Below are 24,304 nucleotides of genomic sequence, written 5' to 3' on the forward strand. Positions count from 1 at the left end.
CTCCCAGCCTGGCCCTCCCGCTACCTTCGACCCCATGAGCGACGCCTTCCGCCCGGCCACCCTCGCCGATCTCGACGCCATCGTGGCCACTCTCACCAGCGCCTTCTTCCACGACCCGGTGTGGGGTCCGGTCTTCCCCGACGAGAGCCGGCGGGCCGAGCAGGCGGCGGTGCTGTGGCGGGTCTACGCCACCTCGGCGCTGCGTTACCCGTGGACGTTCGTGACGCCGGGCGCGGAGGCGGTGGCCGTGTGGATCCCGGCGGGCGGCATCGAGCTGACCGAGGAGGAGGAGCGGGAGCGGCCCGGACTGATGGAGCGGGTCGCGGGACCCGGAGCGGCACGTGCGGTGGAGGCGGCCGAGGCGAGCTTCGGGGCCGCCCACCCCGAGGAACCCTTCTTCCACCTGACCATCCTCGGCACCCATGCCGACCACCGGGGCAAGGGACTTGGCATGGCTCTTCTGTCCGACACCCTGACCCGCCTCGACGCCGTGGGCGCGGCGGCCTACCTGGAGTCCACCAACCCCGCCAACAACCGCCGGTACCAGAGCGTCGGCTTCACCCCGCGCTCCGAGATCACCATGCCCGGCGGCCAGACCGTGACCGGCATGTGGCGCCCGGCCCGCTGAGCGTCCGTTCTCTGGCCCGCGTCCACAACCGCGCCCTAACCTGCGGAAGATGAGGATCCTGCATCTCTCCGACACCCACCTGGACCGCACCGACGCCCCCAACGGACGGGGCGTCAACGCCACCGCGTCGCTGCGGCTGATGCTCGACGAACTCCGCCATCTCCAGGGCCTCGACGCGGTCGTCGTCACCGGTGACCTCGCCGACGACGGCTCGGCGGAGGCGTACACGGCCCTGCGCACCCTGATCGGCGACTACGCGCGGGCCCGGAACATCCCCGTCCTGTGCACCACCGGCAACCACGACGAGCGCGAGGCGTTCGCCAAGGTGCTGGGCAGCGGGCATCTGGACGCCGACGGCACCGATCGCGCCGAGCTGGTGTTCGGCGCGGGGGAGCGGGCCGCCGTGAGCACGGTCGGCGGCTGGCGCTTCGTCACCCTGGACTCGCTCGTGCCGGGCAAGATCCACGGCCGGCTCGACGCGCCCCAGCTGGAGTGGCTGCGCGAGGTGCTGCGCACCCCGGCCGGGCGCGGCACGGTCCTCGCCCTCCACCATCCGCCCCTCGCCCTGGACATCTCGCTGACCCAGCAGGCCTTCGGGCTGCGCGACCCCGGTGACCTGGCGGCGGCGATCCGGGGGAGCGACGTACGGGTGATCCTCACGGGCCACTACCACCTCCAGCTCTTCGGGCTGCTGGAGTCGGTGCCGGTGTGGGTGACGCCGGGGGTGGTCAACCGGATCGACCTGACCGTGGCGCCCGGCGGCGAGCGGGCGGTGCGCGGGGCGTCGGCGTCGCTGGTGGAGCTGGGCGGGCCCGCGAGCCCGATGTTCCACACCTTCCATGCGCGGGATCCGCGGGCCCATGAGACGGTGTACGAGATCGACGAGGCGGAGGCCAGGGCGTTCGTGGCCCGGCACGGCTGACCTGGATGGCCAGGACGGCCGGACTGCCCGGACTGCCCGGACTGGCTGGACTGCCATGACTGCCTGGATTCACTCCAACGGGTGAGGGGTGTTCGGCACTCGTGCGAAGTGCCGGACGTTTCATCAGTGACCGGCCGTGAAACGGCGGCGAGCAGCCGGAGAGGCGGCTGCGATCGCCGTCGGGGCGCGGCAGCGGTCAGTCGTCGGAAGTGGCAGCAACCAGCCGTCGAAGTCGAAAGCGAGCGATCATGATCTCGAACGAGTCCGCCGAGTCGGCGCCCATGGCCGAGGGTCCCGTCGTGCGCACCGCCGCCGGTGCCGTGCGGGGCCTGTGGGAGGGCGGCCTGGCGGTCTTCCGGGGGATACCGTTCGCCGAACCTCCGGTGGGAGCGGCCAGGTTCGCGGCGCCCCGCCCGGCGCGGCCCTGGGAGGGGACGCGTGAGGCGTACGCCTTCGGCCCGCCGCCCCCGCAGGACCTGGGCATCCAGGGAGCCCCGGGTGTCCTGGAGGCCCCCGAGGGCGACGACTGGCTGACGGTGAACGTGTGGACACCCGCGCCGGACCCGGCCGCCCGCCGCCCGGTGATGGTGTGGATCTACGGCGGCGCCTACAAACTGGGCCACTCCGGCAGCCCCGGCTACGACGCCCAGCACATCGCCCGCGACGGTGACGTGGTCGTGGTCTCGCTCAACTACCGCGTCGGCATGGAGGGTTTCGCCCACATCGAGGGGGCGCCCGCCAACCGGGGCCTGCTGGACCAGGTGGCGGCGCTGGAGTGGGTGCGGGAGAACATCGAGGCGTTCGGCGGCGACCCCGGCCGGGTCACGGTCTTCGGCGAGTCCGCGGGCGCCGGATCGGTGGCCTCCCTGCTGGCGATGCCGAGGGCGCGGGGCCTGTTCCGGCGGGCGATCGCGCAGAGCGTCCCCGGCACGTTCTTCTCTCTCGACCTCGCCGAGGACATCGGCAGGGCCCTCGCGGCCGAGGCCGGCCTGCGCCCCACGGCGGCCGACCTGGCGGCGACCGACCCGCGCCGGCTGACGGAGGCCGGGCAGGCGCTCGGCGCCAAGATGCCCCAGCACGTGGACCGCTGGGGCCAGATCGCGCCGACGGTCACCCCGTTCTCCCCGGTGGTCGACGGCGAGGTGCTCCCCACCACCCCCTGGCAGGCGCTGGCGTCCGGCTCCGCGCGGGACGTGGACCTCCTGGTGGGTCACAACCGCGACGAGTTCCGGCTGTTCCTGGTCATGAGCGGGATGTACGGCAAGATCACGGAGGAGCAGGCGACCGGCGCCCTGCGCCTGTTCGCGCCGGGCGGCGCGGCGGGCGACCACGCCTACCGCACCGCCCTCCCCGACGCCTCGCCGAGCGAGCTGTACGAACGGGTCCAGACCGACTGGCTGTTCGCCCTACCGTCCCTGCGCCTGGCGGAGGCGCAGACCGCGGGCGGCGGCCGGGCCCACCTCTACGAACTGACCTGGGGCGCCCCGGGCAACGGCGGGCTGCTCGGCGCCTGCCACGGCCTGGACATCCCGCTCCTGTTCGGCACGTTCGAGGCGGACCTCGCCAACCTCCTCTGGGCGGGCACCGGCGTCACCCCCGAGACGAGGGAGCTCTCCGCCCGCTTCCGCACCGCGTGGACGTCCTTCGCGGCGACCGGCGACCCGGGCTGGCCGGCCTTCGACACCGAGGCCCGCCTCACCCAGGTCCTGGACACGACACCGAAGGTGACGGCGTACCCGGAGGAGGCGAGCAGGCAGCTGTGGGAGGGATACGAGTTCGCTCCCTCCCCCCTGCTGGGCTGAGCGCGGGGGCCGGTCACGGCAGGATGGAGTCGACGTAGCCGCCGTCCACGCGGAGGGCGCCCCCGGTGGTGGCCGAGGCCTGGTCGGAGCTGAGGTAGACGACCATGTGGGCGATCTCGTCCGGTTCGATCAGGCGCTGCAGCAGCGACTGGGGCCGGTGCTCGCGCATGAAGACGCGCTGGGCCTCGTCCCAGGGCAGGTCGCGGTCGACGAGTTCGTAGACGAAGTCCTCGACGCCTCCGGTGTGGGTGGGACCCGCGATCACGGAGTTCACGGTGACGCCGGTGCCGGCGGCCTGTTTGGCGAAGCCGCTGCCGACCGCGAGCAGCGCGGTCTTCGACATGCCGTAGTGGATCATCTCCGCGGGGATGACCACCGCCGAGTCGCTGGCGATGTACTGGACGCGCCCCCACCCGCGTTCGGTCATGCCCGGCAGGAAGAGGCGGGTCAGCCGCACCGCGGCCAGGACGTTCACCTCGAAGTAGCGCCGCCACTCGTCGTCGGTGATCCGCAGCGGGTCCTCGGCGCCGAAGGTCCCCAGGTTGTTGACGAGGATGTCCACCAGCGGCAGCACCTCGGCCGCTCGCCGGGCGCCCTCCTCGCCGGTCACGTCCGCCGCGACCGGGACGAAATCGGCGCCGGGCACCTGTACTGCCAGCCGGGCGATGCTCTCCTCGACGCGCCGCGCGTCCCGGCCGTTGACCCCCACCCGGGCCCCGGCACGGGCCAGACCGGCGGCGATTGCCGCCCCGATGCCCTGGGTGGAGCCGGTGACCAGTGCCGTGCGACCCGTCAGATCGATCCTCATTGCGCCGAACCGTTCCTAATCAGTGAGCAGAAGTGAGTCTTGGACCCATGCCTGATCACTGCGGGCATCCCGAACGGTTTTGGATGTCCTGGTCGACTGCGTTCGCTCCGTGTCCGGTGACACGGATCGTGTCCGTGGTCCGGGGATACGGGGGCGGTTTCCCTCACGCCTCGGGACACCCGGTCCGGCCTGGACAGTCCGATGCCCGCGACGATCACTCCGGTCGTCGCGGGGCGGTGCCGTCCGTCGCCTGATGGGATGCCCCAGGGCGCGTCTTCCGATCGCCACGGCGGCTGCGTCGTGGCGAGTGGTCTTCCTGGTGTTGGTGGTGAGGGGTTTCTGCCAGTGCTGAGCGCCCCACCGGGATGTGTAGGCGGGGTCGACAGCAACGACGGTGATGCCGAGTTCGGCCGCCATGGACACGAGCCGGGCCCGCAGCCTGGAGGTGGGCATGCCGCAGATGAGGTTGCGGAACTTCTTGCGGCGGCCGTGCTTCTCGCGGGTCTTCTCGGCGGTGAAGTCGAGGTCCTCGATGGCGATCGCCAGTCCGTGGCGTCCGGCCCAGTGCAGCAGGCGGACCAGGGCGTGGCGGATCTGGGCGTCGCGGTGGTCGGCGGTGCCGGACAGGTCGTAGCCGAACCGCAGGGGGCGGCCGACGGGGTTGCCGTGGGCGTCGAGGCGCCAGGCGGCCAGGTGGTCGGCGTTGGTGTCGACACCGACCAGGCCCCTCGCGCGGGCCGCGTGAAGGGGTACGGTCTGGACCGCAGGGATCGTCCACGACGCGGTCAGGTACCAGCGGCCCCGGATGATGTCTTCGTGGATGCGGTAGGCAACAGCACGGTTCGCTGCCACACGGTCACGCCACTGCTCGCCTCGGTACGCGAAGCGCACGCTGGCTGCGAGGACGTACCGGCCGCGCGGGGCATTCGCCAGGTGCGCGAGTGGAGTGGGGAGTTTGAGGGAGACTTCGCCGTCGGGGGTGATGCGCAGAGTCTCGTTGCCGAACCGCTTCCCGGACTCGCCGTCGGCCTGCAGGAAGCGGCGCCCGGCCTGCCACCGGGTGCGCCATTGCTCCTCGGTGAGCTGCGCCTGCTCCAGGTGGTGGCGGGTGTTCAGCAGCTGCTTGCCGCCCCGCACCACCCGTACCCGGCCGGCCTCCCAGTCCGCCCGCACCGCCTGGAGCCGGTCTTCGAGCACGTGCAGGCGGCGGGTTTTGGCGAACCATTCCTGCCGACTGCGGTAGCCGCCCGGGGCCCGCCGGGTGCCTTTCTCACCCAAGGGCAGAGACAGCCGGCGCGTGATCGTCTCGATCCCGGCCTCAAGGCCGTGGATATGGGCGAGCTGACCGCGCCGGGCGAGCGCCCACTGGTCGTGGCTGGCCTTCGTGATCGACCCCGCCCAGCGGGAGGAGGACTCCTCACTCAGGCCCCGCTTGCGCCCGGCCCACCGCTCGCTGTCGTGTTCCAGCCCGGCCGCGCAGCGGGCCTTCAGATCACGCGACGCCAACGTACCCAGATGATCGCCGACCAGGCGCAGAGCCTTCTCGTCCGCGGCACTCAGATGCTTGAGCCGGTCACGGATCGCGACCCCCGAAGGACCGGGCACCACGAACGATGCCGCTAGCTGCCGCAGCCCGGCCACTCCACCACCCCCTGCCCGTAGACCCTTCCAGCACGTTCAACGACCGCCACGCGCAAAGGTCACACATTCGACAGGCGAACACGCACTCCCCTCAGGGGGGCGCACGCCGCCTGGCCGAGACACTCACTCGTGCATGCAAGAACACACTTATATGCAGTCAACGGGCAGCAGTTCCCAACCCCTTCCGCGTACGTGTCAGGGCTCAGGTACCCGGGCGGGCGTCCCGGCACCGAGGGTTCGGGCGTTCAGCCCCTGGATGGCGGCACCGGCGTCGGGCGATGCGGTGGGTCACTCCGGCAGCGCCGCGGTGATCCGCTTCTCGAACCAGTGGTGGGCGTACGGCTCGTCGTTGAAGGCGGCGACCTCCTGGAAGCCGAAGGAGTGGTAGAGGTTGATCGCGGCGCTCAGCGACTTGTTGGTGTCCAGGCGCAGGGTGTCGTGGCCGTGCCGGGCGGCCCGCGCCTCCAGTTCGGTCAGGAAGCGGCGGGCGAGGCCGAGCCGGCGGGCCTGCGGGGCGACCCACATGCGCTTGATCTCCGCCGGAGCCCCGGGCGGCAGTTTCACCCCCGCGCAGCCGACGGGTTCGCCGTGCAGCCGGGCGATCAGGAACAGGCCGTGCGGCGGCCGGAGTTCACCCGCGTCGGGCAGCAGGCTGCGGGCGGGATCGAAGCCGGTGTCGAAGCGCTCCTGCAGTTCGGCGAAGTAGGACAGCAGGCAGTGCCGGGCGTCGGGGTGGTCGGGATCGACGGCGTCCAGGGTTACCGTCCCGGCGGTCAGCAGCCGGTCGACCTCGGCCATGGCCGCGACCAGCCGGGCGCGCTGTGCGGCGTTGAGCGGCCGGAGGAGGGAGCCGGCCAGGTCGTCGCTGCGCTCGTCGAGCAGGGCGCGCTCGGCCCGGCCCTTCTCGGTGAGCCGCACGGTACGCACCCGCCTGTCCCGGGGCTGCGGCTCCACCGTCACCAGGCCGGCGGCCTCCAGGGAGCGCAGCAGCCGGCTGACGTACCCGGAGTCGAGACCGAGCCGTTCCCGCAGGCCGCGCACGTCCTGGCCCTGCCCGCCGATCTCCCAGAGCAGCCGGGCCTCACCGATGGGCCGGTCGCGGCCCAGGTAGCGGTCGTGGAGCACGCCCACGCGTTCGGTGACGGTCCGGTTGAACCGCCGTACTTCCTCGATCTGTGCCGCATCCATTCTCTGACTTTAGTCAGAGAATCCTGTGCGTGTCAGCAGTCGCTACAGGTTGCCGAGCGGCTCGATGTCCACCTGCACCGGAGTGCCCCACACGCGGAGCACCTCGTAGTCGGTGAACTCGTGGACCAGCCGGTAGGCCATGGCGGGCCGGGAGCCGCGCCGCTGGGCGGCGAGATACAGCTCCGCCTCCTGCCGGTCGCGCCGGGGGGTGCCGCACAGCTCCCACTCCCGGCCGTTCCACGCCTCCGGCAGCCAGCGCTGCTGCGGCTGCGGGCGGTCGCCCCGCACCCCGTACCGGGACATGGACGCGCTGACGGCCTCGCCCGGCACCGGCCGGGGCCCGCCGCCGAACTCCGACCGCCGTGCGGCCCGCCGCCGCGTCTCGCACAGCAGGCACAGATCGGGGGCGCTCTCGTCCACGGGCCCCTGCGGATGCTCGGCACACCGGGTCGTGGGCGCGGCACTGCTGACGCTCTCCTCCAGCAGGTCCAGAGCGCGCCGGAGGTCGTCCTTCACCTCGTGCAGCTTGGCGTCGGTGGTCTCGCCGGTCAGCGCCTCCCCGTGCTCCCCGAGCAGACGAAGGGCCCGGCCCAGGGCGGTGAGCTGGGAGTGATTCATATGCACCAGCGTGGCATACGGCGCTGACATCGCCGCCGGAACGCCGGAAGGCGATGTGTCAGGTGCTGCGGCCGACTTTGAGCACGTAGACCGTGACGGTCTCGCCGTCCGGGCGGTAGAGCACGCGCCAGGTGCCGACGTGCAGGCGGTAGTACCCGGATGTTCCGAGTGCGCGAGCCTCCTCGGGATGCGGCTCTTCGGCAAGCGCTCGTACCGCTGCGGCCGTCGCCTTGGCGCCCACGGGATCGATCGCTCGGAGCCGTCGGAACTCGTTCATGGCGTGGTGCTCCCACACCACCGCGTGGATCACGAAGCGGCCTCTCGGCGGTCCTCTTCCTCCAACTGCGCCATGAACTCGTCGTGTGCCATCGAGGGCCCGGACCGAGCAGCCTCCCGTGCGCGGGCTTCGGCGATGTCTGCTTCGTCCCGGAGCCTCTGGAGTTCCTCAAGCTCGCTTATGGGGATGAGTGCGGCGGCCGGTTTGCCGTACTCGGTGATCAGGATGTGCTCCTGGCCGTGCCGGACCCGGCCGACAAGCTGACCGAGCTGGTTCCGGGCCTCCACAAGCGGATACGTCTCCATGTAAAAACTGTACACACCAGCGGGTGTGTGCAGTGTGTGCGCAGGAGCCGTCATGCGGGTGTCCTCTCTCGTCGCTCGTTCATCGCGCCACGGATCTCGGCGACGCGGGACTGGACCTCGGAAGGCGACAGGGGCGTGTTGGGGCTGCTGGGGGCGCGTTCGCCCCGGCACGCGCCGCAGACGCCTCCCGGCAGCGCCTCCGGACGGCCCGGCGCTCTGCACTTCGCGCACTCCAGGATCCGCAGCGGCGGCCGGGCGGGCGGCCGTACCGGCTCGGGCGGGAGCTTGTCGGTGAGGCGTTTGCGGAGGAGGGCGGCCGGGTGGTGGACGGGAGAGGGGAGACCGCTGGTCAGGGCCTGACGTGCGTACTCGTCGGTGGCGCCGCGGGCGAACCACTCCGTGAGCAGCGGGGCGAGGGCGGCGCAGTCGGCCTGGGAGAGGGAGAGGGCCGGGGCGGTACGGCCGAGGGCGGCGAGGAGGATGTGGGCGCGGCTGCGGGTGGGGGTGGGGCGGGCCCGGTCGGGAGGCTGTTCCGGCTCCGGCTCCGATACGGCGCCTCGCGTGAACGCGGCCCACCAGTCATCGTCGCGTGCGGTACGGGACCACCACGAACGGGTGATCCAGCGTCGGCTCCCCGAGTCGGCCAGATGTTCCCGCCCCCGCCTCAAGTGCCCGGCCCGCTGGAGGTTGTTGAGGGCGGTCCGGAGGGCGCACTGCCCGTACGGGAGCTGCTTGGCCAGCGTCTTCACGGAGATGTCGGCGCCGTCGGGGAGCCGGTCGACGTACGCGGCGATGGCGGCTTCGCGGGGTGGGAGGTGGGCGAAGTCGTGGGCGGTACGGCGTTGTTGGCCGGGCGCGGACCGCTTTCCGTACCCCGGGTTGGCCATGGGGTGCGGGGTGGCGTGCGCGGGCACGGGGGCAGCACTAAGCTGGCTATCAGCCATGGGATCGACTCTCATTCGATCTCGTTGGTCAAGCCCCCGCAGGTGTTGCTAGCACCTGGCGGGGGCTGTTCGTTATGCGGGCACGCTAGACGATCGTGACTGTGTGTGGCAAACCGAGTGCACACCGTCAACTCGCGGGGTGGGAGGGTGGGTTGAGGCCCTCCACCCGTTCCTTGAAAAGAGGGCTCGGGGCTGAGCGCTTGAGCCTCGGGGGGCGGTTCAGGACGGCTGGGGGGCTCCGGAGATGAGTGTGTGGAGCTCCACGATGACGCCGTCCTTGCAGTGGGCGATGTCCATGCCGGTCGCGACGGGTGGTTCGCCGGCCGGGCCGTACACCCAACCGAGGTGGCCGAGGTCGTCGGTGACGGAGACGGGACCCTCGGGCCGGAAGACCCAGCCCGGCTGCTCCACGGGCAGCTCCGCGGCGCGCACGGCGAGAGCCTCGCGGCCGCGCACGACCCGGTCCGGCTCGTGCCACACCACGTCCTCCGCGTACGTCTCGGCGATGGCCGCGTTGCGGCGCCCGGCGTCCGGTTCGTTGAAGACGTCGAGCAGGTTACGGCGCATCAGGTCGGCGACGGTGCTGGTCATGGGCGGCCCTTCGGGTCGTGGAGATCACTTCTTGACACTCTCCACGAAGGCCGACCAGGCAGCCGACCGGAACACGAGCTTCGGGCCGAGGGGATTTTTCGAGTCGCGGACGGGGGTGAGGGTGGGGTGGCCGGGGGCCACTTCGAGGCAGTCACCGCCGCCTTGGCTGTAGCTCGACCTGATCCATTCGGCCGTGCCCAGGTCGTCGTCAGGGATGTTCCTCATGGGCGTAATCCTGCGCCAATGCCTCGATCAGAGCCAGGGACTTCTGCTGCGAGAGTGCGGAAGCCACGAGGAGATCAAACCGGAACCTCAGTTGGGTGACGGCGGCCGGGTCGTCCACAACCTGCCCGGCGCGTACCGCTTCGAGGTAGACCAGCTGAGGGGCGTCCTCGAACTCCATCAGCTTGAGAGCGCCTCCCATAGCCGCGTGCGCACCCGAGTTGAGGGGCAGCACCTGCACGATGACCCGGTTCCGGCGGGACAGGTCTGCGATGTGGCGAAGGGCCTCCGCCATCACCGCCCGGCCACCGGTCTCCCGGCGTAGCGCCGCCTCGTCGAGCACGGTCCACAACAACGGCTTTGTTGGATGATCAAGCAGGCGGGTCCGTTCCATGCGACCCTCCGTCCACTCCTCGATGGTCTCCTCCGGCGCCATCGGGTCGTATGCGCGGTTCACGGCCCAGGCGTACGCGGGTGTCTGCAGCAGCCCGGGGATCAGGAGCGGCGCGTACTGTCTGATCGCCGTGGCTTGAGTCTCTGTCTCCGCCACGTCCGCGAAGTGCGGCTCGAACTTCGACTTCGCCGCCGCCCCGCAGTTCCGCATGAAGAAGCCCCCGGTCTCCAGGACTTCGTCCAGCATCCGTGCGTACTCGGGCTGCATCCGGCGCGTTCCTGCCTCCAGTTGCCCGATGAACGACCCGCTCACGAACAGCCGTTGGCCGAGTTCCGCCTGGCTCATCCCCTTCCGCTCCCGCGCATGCCGTAACTCCGCCCCCAGCAGCGCACGCGGTGATGACGACGGGTCCAGGTCCTTCGGTCCTGCCATGTGCACGCCCCTGTCCAACAGCCGACGTTGTTGGGATGCCCTGTCTGGCCAGGTTAGAGGCGTGGCCGCCACGCTGGGTGGCGAATCGGGAACTCAGCGTGGAGGTAGGGAATGGTGCTGCGGACCACCGAGGAAGTGGTGGAGACGTTGCGGGCGGCGCTGAAAGGTGTCGGTGTCGTGCTGCCGTCGCTGTGCGTCGATCCGGTGACCGGGGCGAGCGACGAGCCGTTCGCCCTGGTGGAGCTGGGGCGGTGCAATGTGCGGGTCGCGGAGCGGCTCGCCTCGGTGGTGCGGGGGGAACGGCCGCCGTTCGGGACGTATGTGACGGATGTGCGGGACGGGCGGATCGGCGAGGTCAGGGGCCATGTCGGCGGTGTCGTGCAGGTGCGGCCCGTCGTCGGCGGCAAGGAGTGGGACTGTCCGCCGGAGTCGCTGGAGCCGGCGCCGCCCGAGGAGGTGCTGAGGGCGCAGGTGCGCCGGGTCAACAGGACGCGGCGGCTGCCCTGTTGACGTAGGGGATTCCCGGCCCGAGCGCTGTCGCGAGAGCAAGCCCGCTCTGTAGGGTCGCCATCATGGGCGTTGAGGCAGGGACCGCGCGGGGGCAGGGTGCCGGGGGTGCTCTGACCGAGCGCGAGCTGACCCGTCCCTGTGAAGGGGTTCTGATCGCTCCGGCGCACGGGAGCGAGGTCGGCGTTCTGGTCCTCGCGGGATCCAGCGGGCGCGTCGAGCGTGAGCGGGCGCGCATCCTCGCCCAGCAGGGCTTCGCGGCCCTGTCGATCCGCTGGTTCGGTGGGCCCGGGCAGCCGCCGGGGATCTGCGAGGTTCCCCTGGAGACCTTCACCACCGCCGTCGACCTGCTCCGGCTGGGCGGAGCGCGACGCATCGGAATTCTCGGCTTCTCCAAGGGAGCTGAGGCGGCTCTGCTCACGGCCGTGCGTGACACGCGTGTGGACGTGGCCATCGCGCTGTCGCCCACCTCGCGAGTCTGGTGCAATGTCGGCCCGGGCCGCGACGGGGCGCATCACCCGTACCGCTCGTCGTGGACCTGGCGGGACCGGCCGCTGCCGTTCGTCCCGATGGACGATTCCTGGGTTCCCGCGGAGCCGGACAGCGGGCCGGACAGCGGTCCGGTCGCCATCCGGGGATGGTACGAACTGAGCGAGCGGACCTTCGCCCACTCGCTTCCGTCGGCGGACATCCCCGTGGACACGGCCAGGGCCGATGTCCTGTTGGTGGCAGGCGGCGATGATGCGATGTGGCCGTCGCTCCCCTTCGCCGAGCAGCTGGCGCAACGCCGACGGTCGGCCGGGGCAGCCGTGCGTCTGATCGCCCGCGACGACGCCGGTCACCGGCAACTCCTTCCCGGTGAGAGCCCCGTGCCGGCGTCCCCGCGGTTCAGGTACGGAGGCACTCCCGAAGCGGACGCGCTCCTCGGCAAGGCAGCCTGGCCGCACATCCTCGACGCGCTCGGCGGCGGAGGAGCCGCTGCCGGCGGCCGCTGAAACCGGCCAACTTCTGTGTGCCGGCTGTCCGCTGACCAGGTGGTGTCAACAATCCTGGCGGCAACTCATCGACTTCACAGCAACTCTTCAGTAACCGCTGTTGCACTCATGCCCGCACGAGCCGCCTACAGAAGAGACGGAAGTGAAGCGAGTGAAGCGCAGAACTGTGGTCATGGGGCTCACCGCGGCCGCTGCGGTCCCGGCCGTCGGGTTCGGATCGGGTGTCGCGCAGGCCGCGACCCGCGAGGAGCGCACGGACACGGATTCGGCCCTGGTCTTCGACCCCGCCGCCTATACCGAGCTGACCACCAGCATCACGGACACCGCGGGCACCGCCCACGAGGTGACCTACCACTTCTTCAAGGTCACCAGTTATGTGGCGAACCCGGTGGACGCCACCTACCAGGGGCTCAACGTCAGCGTTCCGGTGTCGGTCGACGGGGTCGCCGTCGACGCGACCCGTGCGCCGATCCTGTTCGCCAACAACGTGGGCGGCTACATGCCCTCGTCGGTGGCGAGCGCGACGGGCATCGGGGGCGGTGGGGGTGCCGGCGGGCCGGGAGGGCCTGGTGGTCCGGGTGGGCCCGGGGGCGGGGACAGCGGGCCGAACCGTACGATGCTGGCGCTGCTCGCCGGGTACGTCGTCGTGGAGCCGGGGGCCCGTGGTCGTACCCTCGTCGACGCGAACGGCGTCTACTACGGCTGCGCGCCCGCCGCGATCGTCGACCTCAAGGCCGCCGTGCGGTACGTGAAGTTCAACCGGGGGCTGATACCGGGCAACGTGGACCGGATCGTCTCGGCCGGGACGAGCGCGGGTGGTGCGCTCTCCGCTCTGCTCGGCTCCTCCGGCGACAGCCCTCTGTACGCGGAGGAACTGGCGGCCCTCGGCGCGGCCGACACCAGTGACGCGGTCTTCGCGAGCGGCGACTGGTGCCCGATCACCGACCTCGAACACTCCGACATGTCGTACGAGTGGTGCTGGGGCGGCAACCCGCTCGCCGACGGTTCGAGCGTCGACGCGGCCGTCTCCGCCGATCTGAAGGCGCAGTTCACCGGCTATCTCGCCGCGCTGCGGCTGAGCGCGCCCGGCTTCGGGCGGCTGACCGACCGCAACCTCGACGCGTACCTGGTCGCCACCCACCTGCAGCCGTCCGCCACCCGCTACCTGGCCGCGCTGTCGGACACCGACCGGGACACCTACCTGGCCGCGAACACCTTCATCACCTGGGACGGCACGAACGCCTCCTTCTCCTGGGCGGACTTCCTCACCCACGTCGGCGCCCGCAGGAAGAGCGCACCCGCCTTCGACGCCTTCGACCTGTCGACCCCGGAGTGCAACGAGTTCGGCACCGACACCACCGCCACCCGCCACTTCACCGTCTACAGCCTCCGGCACGCCGAGGGCGACAGTGCGCGTCTCGACGCCGACATCCCGAAGAAGCTCGACCAGATGAACGCCATGTACCACGTGGCGCAGCAGGTCAATCCGCACCGGGCCCGGCACTGGTGGATCCGCCTCGGCACGAAGGACAGCGACACCTCGCTCACCATCGCCGCCAACCTCGCCGCCAGGCTGAGGAACCTCGGCGACGACGTCGACATCAAGTACTACTGGGACGCCGGGCACGGCGCCGACAACGACCCCGGTGACTTCATCAGCTGGATCGCCGAGGTGACGGGTCACCCGGGGTACCGGAGCCGTTGAACCCGATGTACGTGGCCAGGAAGCCGACCGCGTAACCGGTCAGCAGGCCGCCCGCGTAGATCGTCACCGCCGCGGCCGGGCCCCTGTTCCCCGTGAGCAGCGGGAACAGGGCCCAGCCCGAGGGGCCGATGGCGGTGGCGCCCACCCGGTCGCCGAGCACCGCGAAGAAGCCGACGAAGGCGCCGCCCGCCGCCCCGCCCGCGCACGCGGTGAGGAAGGGGCGGCCGAGGGGGAGCGAGACGCCGTAGATGAGGGGCTCGCCGACGCCCAGCAGGCCCGCCGGGAGCGCCGATCTGATGGTCGTACGGAGTGCGGTGTCGTGGCGGAGGCGGACGTAGACGGCGATCGCCGCGCCCACCTGGCCCGCGCCCGCCATGGCGAGGAGGGGGAGCAGGACCGTGTAGCCCTGCTGCTGGATGAGGGTGGTGTGGATGGGGATCAGGGCCTGGTGCAGGCCCAGCATGACGAGGGGGAGGAAGAGCCCGCCGAGGACCAGGCCGGCGAGCGGGCCGGTGGTGGCGAGCAGCCAGTTCGCCGCGGTGCCGATGGCGGAGGAGACGAGACCGGCGGCGTACATGAGGCCGTAGAGGGTGGCGAGGCCCGCGACGAGCACGGTGACGGTCGGGGTGAGGAGCACGTCGAGGGCGTCGGGGGCGCGGCCCCGGCACCACCGTTCGACGTACGTCGCGAGCAGCGCCGCCGCCAGCGCGCCGAGGACCCCGCCCTGACCGGGGGCGAGCGCCACTCCGAAGGCCGTCACCTTCGCGACCCCCGGATAGACCACGATCGCCGCCACCGCACCCCCGAGGACGGGCGTCCCGCCGAACACCTTCGCCGTGTTGTAGCCGACGAAGACGCTGATCAGAGCCATGAAGCCGGAGGCGACGGCGGCGAGGGCGGGGGTCAGCCAGGGCAGCCAACCGGCGTTGACGAGGAGCCCGTTGAAGCCGGCCAGCACCCCGCAGCCGATCAGGGCCGGGATGAGCGGCACGAAGACGTCGGCGACTCGGCGGAGGGCGGTCTTGACGGGGGTCGCGTTGCGCCGGGCGCGGTCCGCCCGCAGCTCGGCCCCACGGGTGGCGAGCCGCTGCGCGGACAGCAGCTTCTCGAACTCGGCGGTCACGGTCACCACGGCGCCCGGCCCGATGACGATCTGGAAGGTGTCCCCGTCGGCCACCACCCCCAGCACCCCCGGAACGGCCCGTACCGCCTCCGCGTCCACGAGCGAGGGATCGCCCAGCCCCACCCTGAGCCGGGTCATGCAGTGGGCGACGGAGGTGACGTTCCCGGGGCCGCCGACCAGGGGCAGCAGCGCGGTGGCGGTGTCGTACGACGATCTCTGCACCCCCCGAGCGTGCGCGTCAGCCGCCCGTCGCGGTGAGCGCCGCGCGCAGATGACCTCCGGACTCCTCCAGAAGGCGGGCTGCGGTGGGCCCGTCGACACCGGCCAGGATCACCAGGACGGCGGGCTTCACCTCGCCGCCGGTGGTGGTGAGGGCCGCCTCGATCTCCTCGTCCGGGGCGCCCGTGGCGAGGGCCACGATCCGCCGCGAACGGGCCCGCAGCTTCTCGTTCGAGGCGCGGACGTCGACCATCAGGTTCCCGTAGGTCTTGCCGAGCCGGATCATCGTGATCGTCGACAGCATGTTGAGGACGAGCTTCTGGGCGGTGCCGGCCTTGAGGCGGGTGGAGCCGGTGAGCAGCTCGGGGCCGACGACGACCTCGATCCCGTGCTCGGCGGCGGCCGCGAGCGCGCTGCCCGCGTTGCAGGACAGGCCGACGGTCAGGGCGCCCCGGGCGCGGGCGTGCTCGACGGCGCCGACGGCGTAGGGGGTGCGGCCGGAGGCCGAGACGCCGACGACGGTGTCGGACGCGGCGATGCCGAGCGCGTCGAGGTCCGCGCGGGCCAGCTCGGCGGAGTCCTCCGCCCCTTCCACGGACGTGACCATGGCCGCCGGCCCGCCCGCGATCACCCCTACCACCTGACCCGGCCGGGTGTTGAAGGTCGGCGGACACTCGGACGCGTCCAGGATCCCGAGCCGCCCGGCGGTACCGGCCCCGGCGTAGACCAGCCGGCCGCCCTGGGCCATCCGGGCGGCGATGCCGTCGATGGCGGCCGAGATCTGCGGCAGCCGCAGCGCCACGGCGGCGGCGACCCCGCCGTCCTCACCGTTCATCAGCCGGGCGATGTCGAGGGTGGGCAGCGTGTCGATCTCGGCAAGCTCGGGCCGGAAGGCCTCGGTGGTGAGCGACTCCAGCTCGGAGCGGAGACCGCGATGTTCGGTGGTCATTCGGATACGGCTCTTTCTGATGCGGTCCAGTGCAACCCCCCAAGGGGCGCGGGGCTGTGTCTGATTTGCGGCTACCGCCGCGTGGGCGCGACCAGCCACAACGCACCCGCGGCCGCCATGCAACGCACACCCCTACGGTCTATCGCGGCACACTCCGGTGCCTGTGAGCCAACGCCTCGTACGACGCAGCCAACGCCGGCGCCGCCGCCTCGTACGTCCGCTGCGCCACCCCCACGAACAGACAGTCCACCACCAGCAACTGCCCGGTCCGCGACGACATCGCCGCCGGCCGCAGCTCGCTCTCCCGCGAGGTGGACGTCGTCAGCACATGGTCGGCGTACTGCGTCACCGAGGACCCCGGCCGCCCGGTGATGGCGACGGTCGTGGCCCCTCGCTCGAAGGCGGCCCGCAACGGCTCTATGACATCCCCGGTCGACCCGGAGTGCGTGATCGCTATCGCCACGTCCCCGGCCCGCAACTGCACCGCGTTGGTGACCGCGAGATGCGGATCGCTGTGGGCGTGCGCTATCAGCCCTATCCGCAGCAGCTTCTGCGTGAGGTCCTGGGCGACAAGACCCGACGCCCCGATGCCGTACACGTCGGTCCGCCGCGCCCCGGCGAGCGCACTCACCGCAGCCCCCAGCTGCACCGTGTCGAGGCCGGCCGCCGTGTCCGCGAGGGTCTGCTGCTCGTCGTGGGCGAGCTTCGCGACGACGTCGGCGATCGGATCGTCCACGGCGATGTCGGTGGTGATCGCGGGCGCCCTCCCCGACTGCTGCTGCGCGGCGAGCCCGGCGAGGGCGAGCCGCAGGTCGCGGTAGCCGGGGTAGCCGAGCAGCCGGGCGGTGCGCACCACGGTCGCCTCGCTGGTGCCGGTGAGCTCCGCGAGGCCGGTGACCGTGAGAGCCGCGCAGCCGGCGGGGTCGCCCGCGACGGCCTCGGCGACCCGCTGCATGGAACGCGTCATGGAGGGCGCGAGGGTCCGCACCTTGGCGGCGAGGGCGGCGGGGGCCGGCGGCGCGGCACCGGGGCCGCGGGTGCCGAAAGTTTCCTTCACGTTCTCGGTCACCCTTGAAAGATATTTTCGTTTCGGTCACCGGGTCAAGACCGCGCACAATGGGACCATGGACCCCGTAAGCCCCTTGGAACAGGCGCTGCACGCAGCACGCGCCCTGGTGCTCGCCGATCTCGTCGCCGGCGAGGTCGCCGAGGCGGACGTGGTCTCGCTGGTCGAGGACTCCGTCGTACAGCGGCGCTGGTGGGTCCAGCAGTGGCCGGACGGCGCGGAGTACGTGGCGGGGCTGGTGGCCCAGGACGTGCAGGACGCGCTCCTGGAGCGGTACGGCCGCTGGCCGCTGTGCCCGGTGTGCGGCTCCGGCGACCCGCACGCCCTGGACGTCGAACCCGAACTCGGCCCGGATCCGCACTGGGTGTGCCACAAGGCGGGCGTGAAGGTCGCCTCCGTCGGTTCCCTGAGCAGCTCCCTGGGCGCGGGCGGGATGTCGTCCTCGTGACGGTGTACATCGACCCGCCCACCTGGCCGGGCCACGGCCGGATGTGGTCCCACCTGGTCAGCGATGTCTCGTACGCCGAACTGCACACCTTCGCCGAGGGCATGGGCGTGCTCCGCCGCGCCTTCGAGCGCGACCACTACGACATCCCCTCACACCGCTACGCGGACGCGGTGCGGGCCGGTGCCGTGGAGGTCAGCAGCCGCGAGGTGGTGCGGCTGCTGCACGGGGCGGGGCTGCGGCGCCGCAAGGGCGACCGCGCGTAACGGCCGTCACGGCACGCGCAGTTCGAAGGCCAGCCCCTCCTCGTCCTCGCTCACCCTGGCGAACCCGGCGCGGGTGACGACCGCCTGGGACGGGGTGTTGGCCGCCTCTACCGTCGCGAACAGGGACCGTACGTCGTCCCGGGCGAGTGCCCAGCCGGCCAGTGCGCGCAGGGCCTCCGTCGCGTAGCCGTTGCCGCGGGCGGCCTCCGTCAGGTCGTAGCCGATCTCCACCCGGCCGTCCTCGTCGGGCGCGGAGTGGAAGCCCATGCCGCCGATCGCCCGGCCGTCCTCCCGGCGGACCAGGGCGAAGACGCCGAACTCGGGCCGGTGCACGCCCCCTTCGTACGCCTTGAGGAGGAAGCCGGCGGCGTCGCGGGTGCCCTCGTACGGGCCGCCCTCGGCCCACTCGAAACCGCCGTCGCCGCCGAGGCGCAGATCACGGGCCTCGGCGGGGCGGATGCCGACGAGGTCGAGGCGTTCGGCGGGGATGACGAGGTTGTTGTACCAGCGCCAGCCGGTGACCGGGGCGCGGCCGGGCAGCTCGCCGCGGCCGGTCGCCCACAGCAGGGTCCGCCAGGGCGTCGGACCGGGCTGCACGTGCGGGAAGAGGTGGGTGAGGACGGACTCGGCGAGCTCCTCGGCGGGCCGGTAGGGGAGCCCCAGACCCGTGGTCATGTCGTGCGTGTGGAGCAGTACTTCGGCGATCCCCATCCCGGCGAAGCCCACGCGGTCGGCGCTGCGGAAGGGGTACGGGTGGAAGGCGCGGACCGTGCGCGGGGTCGTGCGGACGGTGGCGGCGAGCAGGGCGCCGGTGGTCTCGATGACGTGCAGCAGGCCGGAGTTGCCGGTGCCGTCGTCGAGCTTGAGCTCGAAGGGCACGTACGCGTCCCGGGCGCGCCCGGCCAGATTGGCGGCGTACGCGACGAGGTCGTCGGCGACGTGGACCGCCGTCTCGTGCACGTTCCAGTCCAGCCCGCCCGCGGTCACCTCCGTCCAGTTCCGCGCCACCGCGGGCCGCAGTGCCGCGACACAGCCGGCGACGGCCTCTTCTATCTGATCCCCGCCCGTTTCACGCATGGGCCGCACCCTAGGACGCCGGATCCTCCGCGGTCGACAGCATTTCCAGCTCCGCGGCGAGGTTGTAGCGGGCGGTCGGCTCCCACTCGGTCCGGCCGTACGGCGTTCTGAACAGCCGGGGCAGGTCGAGGAGTTGGCGCAGGATCGCGGAACGGCCCGCGCGGAAGGCGTCGTTGGGAACGAAGTGGTACTCCTCGCGTACCTCGGCGGTGTAGGCGGCGTACCCGGAGGGCGGGGCGGCGAGGATCGCGAGGTCGGCGTCGCACAGGACCTCGCCGTTGCGGTCGCCGGGGGCCGGGTCGTGGCTGACGGTGAGCCGGACCAGGCGGGCGACCTCGGCGGTTCTCGCCGCGGAGATCCCGGCCTCGGGGAGGGCGCGTTCGGCGAGGCGGGCCGAGCGCTCCTCGTTCGTCGACCGGTCCGGCAGGTACACCGCGTCGTGGAACCAGGCGGCGAGCCGGACCAGGTCCGGGTCGTCCGCGTACTCCTCCAGTACGTCGACGCGGTCGAGGACCGCGGTGAGGTGGGTGAGCGTGTGGTACCGGCGCTGGGGCTCCTGCCAGCGGCGGAGCAGTTCGTCGGCGTACCGGTACGGGTCGGGGGCGTAGGAGTCGTCGTCCCGCGACCTGAGGAAGGCGGTCAGCCAGCGGGAGCGCAGGGCGTCGAGATCGGCCATGCGCTCATTCTCCCGCCCGCCACCGACATCGCCCTAGCTTGGGACGCATGACTACTGCTGACGTACGCGACCCCCTCCTTCCCGGACGTCTCCTCACCGTCGAGCGCGACGCGCTGATCCCGCTCCTGCGTTCCCGGCCGGACGCGGACTTCGCGCTGCCGACCGGGGCCTGTCCGGGGTGGTCGGTGCGGGACGTGCTCGCACACTGTTCGTCCGCGCTGATCCGGGTGGTGGAGGGCCGCTTCGAGAAGGGCGTGTTCTCGCCGGAGGCGAACGACCGGGACATCGCCGAGCGCGCCGACTGGACGAACGCCCGGGTGCTCGACGAGCTGGAGCGCGGGATGACCGAGGCGGGCGAGGTGGTCGCGGGGCGGGCGGACGGGGCGCTGGACGGGATCGCCCTGGGCGAGTGGGTGCACGCCGGTGATGTCCGCGACACCCTCGGGGAACCCGGCGCCTACACGGGCGCGGGCCTGCCGCACGCGCTCTCCCTGCTGGCCCGGGTGACCCGGCAGCGGGGGCACCTGCGGCTCCACGCGGACCTGGACGACGTGGACGAGCCGCTGCAGCTGGGCGGGACGAGCGGGACCAGGACCCCGGCCCGCTTCATGGGCGACGCGGCGACGCTCGTACGGCTGTACGCCGGGCGGTCGGCGGACGGGGCGCCGTACGAGCTGATGGGGGCGGAGGCGGCGGAGCTGAACCTCTACGGCTGAATCCGGACGGTGTGTGACCGGGGCGGTCTCGCGGCCCCCGGTGTTTCCCGCGTACCCTGGATTGGACTAGACCTCCCGGACTAGACCTCTTGCGAGGGGTGTGCGGGGTACACGGGGAACACCACGGAAGGGGCCCTATGAGCACGCGGGCAGTCCTGGAGGTGATCGCCCTCGACGCCGAGGACGCGGTCGCCGCCCAGGCCGGAGGCGCGGACCGCCTTGAACTGGTCACCGACATGGCGGCCGACGGGCTGACCCCGTCGCCCCGGACCTTCACCGCGATCCGGGCCTCCGTCGACATCGACCTGCGTGTGATGCTGCGGCTGGCCGACGGGTTCGCGGCGGGGGACGTCGACCGCCTGGTGGGGGTGGCCGGGGAGCTGCGGGCGGCCGGGGCCGACCAGTTCGTGCTCGGGTTCCTGGACCTGGACGGCGGGGTGGACCTGGACGCGGTGGAGCGGGTCGTGGCCGCGGTGGACGGCTGCCGCTGGACCTTCCACCGGGCCATCGACCGGGCCGCGGACCGGGACGCCCTGCGCAAGCAGCTCGCCGACCTGCCGGGCCTCGATGCCTACCTCACGGCGGGAGCCGCGGAGGGCGTGGACGAGGGGCTGCCCAGGCTGCTGGCCGAGGCGCGGCGGCGCGGTGAGCCGGGGTACGGGCAGACGCTCCTGGTGGGCGGAGGGCTACGGCTGGATCACCTGCCGGAGCTGCGCACGGCGGGCATCGACGCCTTCCACATCGGCGGGGCGGCGCGGCCGGGCGGCTGGACCGGGCCGGTGTCGGAGGAGGCGGTGCGGTCCTGGCGGCGGGAGCTGGACGGGGCGACGGCCGCGGTGCCGTGCTGACTGACCGGCGCGGGAATGTCGTGCTGACCGGCGGAGGAGTGTCGTGCTGACCGGCGGAGGAGGACCCCGGCCCTGTTGAGGGGCCGGGGTCGCACCGGTGGCGGCGGCCGGTTCAGTCGGCGGCGAGCAGATGGGCGGGGGCGATCCGGGAGAGCCCCCGGATCGGCACCGTCAGAGCGGCCCCCACCAGGGCGGTCGCGGCGAGCGTGGCCAGCAGCGCGGCGCCGGCGACCGTGAACAGGTGTCCGTGCAGCACGCCCCGGCCGAGTGCCAGCACCCCGGCCAGACCGGCCACCGCGCCGGACAGGCCGCCCAGCAGGGCCAGGCCGATCCCCTCGTAGAGGGTCAGCCGCGCCAGCTCGCGGTTGGTCCAGCCGGTCGCCCGCAGCACCGCGAGATCGGCGGCGCGCTCGCGCTGCGAGATGACCAGGACGTCGATGGCGCCGGCGGCGCCCAGCAGCAGGGACAGGGCGACGCTGAGGTAGTCGGCCTCGCGTGCCTGCGCCACCACGGCGTTGCCGAGCAGCGACCCGGCCACCTCGCCCCGGAAGGCCAGCGTCAGGGCGAGCAGCACCGTGAAGGCGGCCACGCCCAGCGCCAGCCCGGCCGCACCCAGCAGCGTGCGGCCCCGCACCCGCAGCAGATTGAGCACGGCCAGTCCGGCCACCGAACGCACCGGGCGCGCGCGGCGGGCCGCCGTCACCGGGGGCCGGACGGCTTCCATCGGCCCGAGCCGGGTGGCGAGCCAGGCCGGGATCAGGCCCGCCGCCGTGGCCAGCAGGAGCGCCACCGGGAGCACGAGGAGCGACTTGGCGCCGGCCCCGGGCTGTCCCAGCGCCCGGCCCAGCACGTACGCGAGCACCGTGCCCGCGGCTCCGGCGGCGAGGCCGATGACCGCCAGTTCGCCGAGGACCAGGCGGAGCACTTCGCCGCCGCTCCAGCCGAGGCAGCGCAGCGTGCCGATCTCGGTGCGGCGTGAGCGCACCGAGGCCAGCGCCGCCTGGCCGAGGAAGAGCGCGCACACCACGAGGACCAGCACGAAGAGCACCGCGCTCTTGGTGTCCACCGCCCTGAGGATGCGCAGGGCCACGCCCTTGGCGACCCAACGCTCCGTCACCCGCGCCGAGCCGCTCAGCGCCACCGTCTGCGGGGCGGGCGAGCTGCCGACGGTGACGTCGACCTGGAGTCGCGGGTAGGCGGCCCGGATCGCCCCGGCCACGGCGTTCACCCGCGCCCGGGAGGCGGTGTCGACGCCCGTCACTCCGGCCACCCGGATCCTGATCGCGCTCACCGGCGCCTTGTCCTGCAGGCCCGGGACCCGGCGGCTCTTGGTGAGCGCGGTGATGGAGTCCATCGTCGTCAGCATGGTGGGCGGCGGGCTGACGTAGCCGCCCAGGTTGCGGTCGGGCTGCAGCGGTTTCCCGAGGAGCTTCGCGCGGGTCGCGCTGTCCGCGCCGGTGACCTGCGGCGTCTGGTAGGTCTCCAGCGGGGTGTCGGACAGTGCCGAGAAGCCGCGTAGCCGGCCGGTGTCGTAGCGGCCGACCAGGTGGACGTAGGGATTGGGCAGGCGCCCGGAGTCGACGCCGTCGCAGGAACCCAGCCCGATGCAGTCGGTGGCGGCGTGGCTGGTCACCTTCCGGTACTGGGTGCCCTGGTGGTTCTCCTCGGGGACGTTGGCGAACGGCTGCTGGTTGGAATTGGTGACCCACAGGCCGCGCTTCTGCGGCGGCTGCGTCTGTGCGGCGAGGTCGCCGTCGGCGGTCCGGCGGTAGATGACCGGGCCGACCGTCCAGTAGTCGCCGGTGTCGAACGAGTCCTCGGTCAGCGCCTTCCGGTAGCCCTTGCTCAGGTCGACCCGGGTGCTGCCCACCGTGGTGCCGTGCAGGCCGCGGACGAAGCTGTCGGCGGTCGGGTTGCCCAGTTTCGAGGGCAGCTCGGCCGGGTCGCCGACGTCGAGCCGCTGGACGGTGGCGTCGAGCGTTCCGGTGGTCAGCGGGTCGTCGCTGAGCAGCGCCGGTATGTAGGAGTCGTGCTGTCCGTGGACGCTCTTGGCGGACGACACCTTCCACGGCCTGTCCCGCTCGGTGAGCATCCGGCCCGAGGTGACGGTGGCGCCGAGGCCCACCAGCTTGTCCTCGGCCGCCGGGTCGATGGCGGACAGCAGCACGGGGTAGCTGACCGGGACGTCGATGGTGGCCTTGTCCCGGCCGGACTGGCAGTTCATCCGCGAGCTCAGGTCCGGGTCGAACGGCGACCTGTCCCTGAGGTCCTCAGCGATGATGTTCGGCTTCAGCGGCAGTTCCAGGTTGAACTCGGTCTGCTCGGTCTTGTCCCGGTTGAAGTAGAAGCAGACGTCGTACTTCCCCTTGATCCGGTACCGCTGGGTGCTCTTGTCTACCGCGCCCTGCTCCAGGGTGTCGGACTCGAAGAGGTGGTCCTGCTCCGACGCCGATGTCAGGGGAGAGCGGGTGAGGTAGACGTACTCGTCGGAGGTCCGATAGCTGCCGAGACCGGAGGTGAGCGTCGGGCTGATGCGCAGGATCTGCCGGGACGCGTTGCCGTCCAGGAAGCGGGACACGTCGACGGTGACGGTGCTCGACACCATCAGGTAGCCGATGTTGGCGACCGGCGCGGCCACGTCGACCCCGGCCAGGTCGCGGATGCGCCGGTACTGGTCCATGGTGATGCCGCCGAACGTGCCGGACAGGAAGTTCGGCGCGACCAGACCGCTCTGCCGCTCCACGGCCGTCTGCGAGTTCGGCGGGCGGACCAGGACGTCGTACGCGGACCGTGCGTTCTTCCGTACGGTGCCCACGGTGGTCGCCCGGCTCGTGCTCACCGTCGCGGTCAGCAGGGTGAAGCTGGTCGCCGCCACCAGGATTCCGGCGGCCAGGGCCAGTGCGCGCCCGCGCCGCCGCCGGAGCTGGTCGAGGATCATCG

26 protein-coding genes are annotated in these 24,304 nt (G+C 72.2%); 10 read left to right on the forward strand and 16 right to left on the reverse strand.

Translation table 11 applies throughout. The features are described from left to right. Positions 1 to 34 precede the first annotated feature (34 nt). The 3 genes from ABZ887_RS29720 to ABZ887_RS29730 all read left to right on the forward strand — a co-directional run bounded on the left by ABZ887_RS29720 (position 35) and on the right by ABZ887_RS29730 (position 3,352). On the forward strand, positions 35 to 628 hold the full coding sequence (locus ABZ887_RS29720; protein ID WP_361295584.1) for a GNAT family N-acetyltransferase: 594 nt from the start codon (positions 35 to 37) through the stop codon (positions 626 to 628). A 49-nt stretch (positions 629 to 677) separates the two neighbouring features. Continuing rightward, positions 678 to 1,550: a metallophosphoesterase gene (locus ABZ887_RS29725; RefSeq protein ID WP_361295587.1), complete on the forward strand. Its 873-nt coding sequence runs from the start codon at positions 678 to 680 to the stop codon at positions 1,548 to 1,550. 281 nt (positions 1,551 to 1,831) lie between these two features. Then, positions 1,832 to 3,352 (forward strand): carboxylesterase family protein, encoded by a 1,521-nt coding sequence (locus ABZ887_RS29730; RefSeq protein ID WP_361295864.1) that lies wholly within the window; start codon positions 1,832 to 1,834, stop codon positions 3,350 to 3,352. A 13-nt stretch (positions 3,353 to 3,365) separates the two neighbouring features. Here ABZ887_RS29730 and ABZ887_RS29735 read toward each other — a convergent pair whose 3' ends face one another. The 10 genes from ABZ887_RS29735 to ABZ887_RS29780 form a co-directional block, all read right to left on the reverse strand. Further along, positions 3,366 to 4,160, reverse strand: a complete 795-nt coding sequence (locus tag ABZ887_RS29735) for an SDR family oxidoreductase (RefSeq protein ID WP_361295590.1) — start codon at positions 4,158 to 4,160, stop codon at positions 3,366 to 3,368. A 15-nt stretch (positions 4,161 to 4,175) separates the two neighbouring features. Continuing rightward, positions 4,176 to 5,801 (reverse strand): IS200/IS605 family accessory protein TnpB-related protein, encoded by a 1,626-nt coding sequence (locus tag ABZ887_RS29740; RefSeq protein ID WP_361295593.1) that lies wholly within the window; start codon positions 5,799 to 5,801, stop codon positions 4,176 to 4,178. 288 nt (positions 5,802 to 6,089) lie between these two features. Next, positions 6,090 to 6,989 carry a helix-turn-helix domain-containing GNAT family N-acetyltransferase gene (locus tag ABZ887_RS29745; protein ID WP_361295596.1) on the reverse strand — a complete coding sequence of 300 codons (900 nt, stop codon included), beginning with the start codon at positions 6,987 to 6,989 and terminating at the stop codon, positions 6,090 to 6,092. 42 nt (positions 6,990 to 7,031) lie between these two features. Then, on the reverse strand, positions 7,032 to 7,607 hold the full coding sequence (locus ABZ887_RS29750; RefSeq protein WP_361295599.1) for a hypothetical protein: 576 nt from the start codon (positions 7,605 to 7,607) through the stop codon (positions 7,032 to 7,034). A gap of 58 nt (positions 7,608 to 7,665) precedes the next feature. After that, positions 7,666 to 7,917: a type II toxin-antitoxin system RelE/ParE family toxin gene (locus tag ABZ887_RS29755; protein WP_361295602.1), complete on the reverse strand. Its 252-nt coding sequence runs from the start codon at positions 7,915 to 7,917 to the stop codon at positions 7,666 to 7,668. Further along, the gene (locus ABZ887_RS29760) at positions 7,914 to 8,189 is read right to left on the reverse strand and encodes a type II toxin-antitoxin system prevent-host-death family antitoxin (protein WP_361295605.1); all 276 of its coding nucleotides are present in this window, start codon (positions 8,187 to 8,189) and stop codon (positions 7,914 to 7,916) included. The genes ABZ887_RS29755 and ABZ887_RS29760 overlap by 4 nt, the downstream gene beginning before the upstream one ends. Positions 8,190 to 8,239: 50 nt before the next feature. Then, positions 8,240 to 9,076 carry a hypothetical protein gene (locus ABZ887_RS29765; protein ID WP_361295867.1) on the reverse strand — a complete coding sequence of 279 codons (837 nt, stop codon included), beginning with the start codon at positions 9,074 to 9,076 and terminating at the stop codon, positions 8,240 to 8,242. 276 nt (positions 9,077 to 9,352) lie between these two features. Then, entirely contained in the window at positions 9,353 to 9,724 is a 372-nt protein-coding gene (locus ABZ887_RS29770) for a nuclear transport factor 2 family protein (protein ID WP_361295608.1), read from the reverse strand. Between the two features lie 24 nt (positions 9,725 to 9,748). Then, positions 9,749 to 9,949: a DUF397 domain-containing protein gene (locus tag ABZ887_RS29775; protein WP_361295611.1), complete on the reverse strand. Its 201-nt coding sequence runs from the start codon at positions 9,947 to 9,949 to the stop codon at positions 9,749 to 9,751. Next, entirely contained in the window at positions 9,933 to 10,772 is an 840-nt protein-coding gene (locus tag ABZ887_RS29780) for a helix-turn-helix transcriptional regulator (protein WP_361295613.1), read from the reverse strand. Before ABZ887_RS29780 ends, ABZ887_RS29775 begins: the two co-directional genes overlap by 17 nt. Positions 10,773 to 10,889: 117 nt before the next feature. Between ABZ887_RS29780 and ABZ887_RS29785 the strand changes: the two genes are divergently transcribed. The 3 genes from ABZ887_RS29785 to ABZ887_RS29795 all read left to right on the forward strand — a co-directional run bounded on the left by ABZ887_RS29785 (position 10,890) and on the right by ABZ887_RS29795 (position 13,979). Further along, complete coding sequence (locus ABZ887_RS29785; protein WP_361295870.1) at positions 10,890 to 11,282, forward strand: hypothetical protein; 393 nt, start codon at positions 10,890 to 10,892, stop codon at positions 11,280 to 11,282. Between the two features lie 62 nt (positions 11,283 to 11,344). Continuing rightward, positions 11,345 to 12,274 carry an acyl-CoA thioester hydrolase/BAAT C-terminal domain-containing protein gene (locus tag ABZ887_RS29790; protein ID WP_361295616.1) on the forward strand — a complete coding sequence of 310 codons (930 nt, stop codon included), beginning with the start codon at positions 11,345 to 11,347 and terminating at the stop codon, positions 12,272 to 12,274. A 172-nt stretch (positions 12,275 to 12,446) separates the two neighbouring features. After that, a complete protein-coding gene (locus ABZ887_RS29795; protein WP_361295873.1) occupies positions 12,447 to 13,979 on the forward strand; it encodes a subtype B tannase in 1,533 nt (510 codons plus the stop codon). Here the strand turns inward: ABZ887_RS29795 and ABZ887_RS29800 are convergent. The 3 genes from ABZ887_RS29800 to ABZ887_RS29810 form a co-directional block, all read right to left on the reverse strand. Beyond that, positions 13,930 to 15,324 (reverse strand): PTS transporter subunit EIIC, encoded by a 1,395-nt coding sequence (locus ABZ887_RS29800; RefSeq protein WP_361295619.1) that lies wholly within the window; start codon positions 15,322 to 15,324, stop codon positions 13,930 to 13,932. The genes ABZ887_RS29795 and ABZ887_RS29800 overlap by 50 nt on opposite strands. 16 nt (positions 15,325 to 15,340) lie before the next feature. Next, entirely contained in the window at positions 15,341 to 16,270 is a 930-nt protein-coding gene (murQ, locus tag ABZ887_RS29805) for an N-acetylmuramic acid 6-phosphate etherase (protein WP_361295622.1), read from the reverse strand. Positions 16,271 to 16,409: 139 nt separating this feature from the next. Continuing rightward, a complete protein-coding gene (locus ABZ887_RS29810; RefSeq protein WP_361295625.1) occupies positions 16,410 to 17,339 on the reverse strand; it encodes a MurR/RpiR family transcriptional regulator in 930 nt (309 codons plus the stop codon). Positions 17,340 to 17,394: 55 nt separating this feature from the next. Between ABZ887_RS29810 and ABZ887_RS29815 the strand changes: the two genes are divergently transcribed. After that, complete coding sequence (locus ABZ887_RS29815) at positions 17,395 to 17,784, forward strand: hypothetical protein (RefSeq protein WP_361295628.1); 390 nt, start codon at positions 17,395 to 17,397, stop codon at positions 17,782 to 17,784. Beyond that, positions 17,781 to 18,047: a DUF4031 domain-containing protein gene (locus ABZ887_RS29820; protein ID WP_361295631.1), complete on the forward strand. Its 267-nt coding sequence runs from the start codon at positions 17,781 to 17,783 to the stop codon at positions 18,045 to 18,047. The genes ABZ887_RS29815 and ABZ887_RS29820 overlap by 4 nt, the downstream gene beginning before the upstream one ends. Positions 18,048 to 18,053: 6 nt before the next feature. Here ABZ887_RS29820 and ABZ887_RS29825 read toward each other — a convergent pair whose 3' ends face one another. Both ABZ887_RS29825 and ABZ887_RS29830 read right to left on the reverse strand, forming a co-directional pair. Beyond that, a complete protein-coding gene (locus ABZ887_RS29825; RefSeq protein ID WP_361295634.1) occupies positions 18,054 to 19,124 on the reverse strand; it encodes a GNAT family N-acetyltransferase in 1,071 nt (356 codons plus the stop codon). 10 nt (positions 19,125 to 19,134) lie between these two features. Continuing rightward, positions 19,135 to 19,800, reverse strand: a complete 666-nt coding sequence (locus ABZ887_RS29830; protein ID WP_361295636.1) for a hypothetical protein — start codon at positions 19,798 to 19,800, stop codon at positions 19,135 to 19,137. Between the two features lie 47 nt (positions 19,801 to 19,847). On the opposite strand from ABZ887_RS29830, the gene ABZ887_RS29835 reads away from it, so the two are divergent. After that, entirely contained in the window at positions 19,848 to 20,516 is a 669-nt protein-coding gene (locus ABZ887_RS29835; RefSeq protein ID WP_361295639.1) for a maleylpyruvate isomerase family mycothiol-dependent enzyme, read from the forward strand. Between the two features lie 137 nt (positions 20,517 to 20,653). Next, on the forward strand, positions 20,654 to 21,364 hold the full coding sequence (locus tag ABZ887_RS29840) for a copper homeostasis protein CutC (protein ID WP_361295642.1): 711 nt from the start codon (positions 20,654 to 20,656) through the stop codon (positions 21,362 to 21,364). Between the two features lie 112 nt (positions 21,365 to 21,476). Here the strand turns inward: ABZ887_RS29840 and ABZ887_RS29845 are convergent, their stop codons facing one another. Continuing rightward, positions 21,477 to 24,302, reverse strand: coding sequence for an FtsX-like permease family protein (locus ABZ887_RS29845; protein ID WP_361295876.1), 2,826 nt, complete (start codon positions 24,300 to 24,302; stop codon positions 21,477 to 21,479). Positions 24,303 to 24,304 lie beyond the last annotated feature (2 nt).

Source organism: Streptomyces sp. NPDC047061 (genome assembly GCF_040643955.1).
GTDB lineage: Bacteria > Actinomycetota > Actinomycetes > Streptomycetales > Streptomycetaceae > Streptomyces.

What these genes read in the sequence shown, in the direction of transcription:
- ABZ887_RS29720 (WP_361295584.1), top strand. Translation starts at nt 35, where the DNA reads ATGAGCGACGCCTTCCGCCCGGCCACCCTCGCCGATCTCGACGCCATC.
- ABZ887_RS29725 (WP_361295587.1), top strand. Translation starts at nt 678, where the DNA reads ATGAGGATCCTGCATCTCTCCGACACCCACCTGGACCGCACCGACGCC.
- ABZ887_RS29730 (WP_361295864.1), top strand. Translation starts at nt 1,832, where the DNA reads ATGGCCGAGGGTCCCGTCGTGCGCACCGCCGCCGGTGCCGTGCGGGGC.
- ABZ887_RS29735 (WP_361295590.1), bottom strand. Translation starts at nt 4,160, where the DNA reads ATGAGGATCGATCTGACGGGTCGCACGGCACTGGTCACCGGCTCCACC.
- ABZ887_RS29745 (WP_361295596.1), bottom strand. Translation starts at nt 6,989, where the DNA reads ATGGATGCGGCACAGATCGAGGAAGTACGGCGGTTCAACCGGACCGTC.
- ABZ887_RS29750 (WP_361295599.1), bottom strand. Translation starts at nt 7,607, where the DNA reads ATGAATCACTCCCAGCTCACCGCCCTGGGCCGGGCCCTTCGTCTGCTC.
- ABZ887_RS29760 (WP_361295605.1), bottom strand. Translation starts at nt 8,189, where the DNA reads ATGGAGACGTATCCGCTTGTGGAGGCCCGGAACCAGCTCGGTCAGCTT.
- ABZ887_RS29765 (WP_361295867.1), bottom strand. Translation starts at nt 9,076, where the DNA reads ATGGCCAACCCGGGGTACGGAAAGCGGTCCGCGCCCGGCCAACAACGC.
- ABZ887_RS29770 (WP_361295608.1), bottom strand. Translation starts at nt 9,724, where the DNA reads ATGACCAGCACCGTCGCCGACCTGATGCGCCGTAACCTGCTCGACGTC.
- ABZ887_RS29775 (WP_361295611.1), bottom strand. Translation starts at nt 9,949, where the DNA reads ATGAGGAACATCCCTGACGACGACCTGGGCACGGCCGAATGGATCAGG.
- ABZ887_RS29780 (WP_361295613.1), bottom strand. Translation starts at nt 10,772, where the DNA reads ATGGCAGGACCGAAGGACCTGGACCCGTCGTCATCACCGCGTGCGCTG.
- ABZ887_RS29790 (WP_361295616.1), top strand. Translation starts at nt 11,345, where the DNA reads ATGGGCGTTGAGGCAGGGACCGCGCGGGGGCAGGGTGCCGGGGGTGCT.
- ABZ887_RS29795 (WP_361295873.1), top strand. Translation starts at nt 12,447, where the DNA reads ATGGGGCTCACCGCGGCCGCTGCGGTCCCGGCCGTCGGGTTCGGATCG.
- murQ (WP_361295622.1), bottom strand. Translation starts at nt 16,270, where the DNA reads ATGACCACCGAACATCGCGGTCTCCGCTCCGAGCTGGAGTCGCTCACC.
- ABZ887_RS29815 (WP_361295628.1), top strand. Translation starts at nt 17,395, where the DNA reads ATGGACCCCGTAAGCCCCTTGGAACAGGCGCTGCACGCAGCACGCGCC.
- ABZ887_RS29825 (WP_361295634.1), bottom strand. Translation starts at nt 19,124, where the DNA reads ATGCGTGAAACGGGCGGGGATCAGATAGAAGAGGCCGTCGCCGGCTGT.
- ABZ887_RS29830 (WP_361295636.1), bottom strand. Translation starts at nt 19,800, where the DNA reads ATGGCCGATCTCGACGCCCTGCGCTCCCGCTGGCTGACCGCCTTCCTC.
- ABZ887_RS29835 (WP_361295639.1), top strand. Translation starts at nt 19,848, where the DNA reads ATGACTACTGCTGACGTACGCGACCCCCTCCTTCCCGGACGTCTCCTC.
- ABZ887_RS29840 (WP_361295642.1), top strand. Translation starts at nt 20,654, where the DNA reads ATGAGCACGCGGGCAGTCCTGGAGGTGATCGCCCTCGACGCCGAGGAC.
- ABZ887_RS29845 (WP_361295876.1), bottom strand. Translation starts at nt 24,302, where the DNA reads ATGATCCTCGACCAGCTCCGGCGGCGGCGCGGGCGCGCACTGGCCCTG.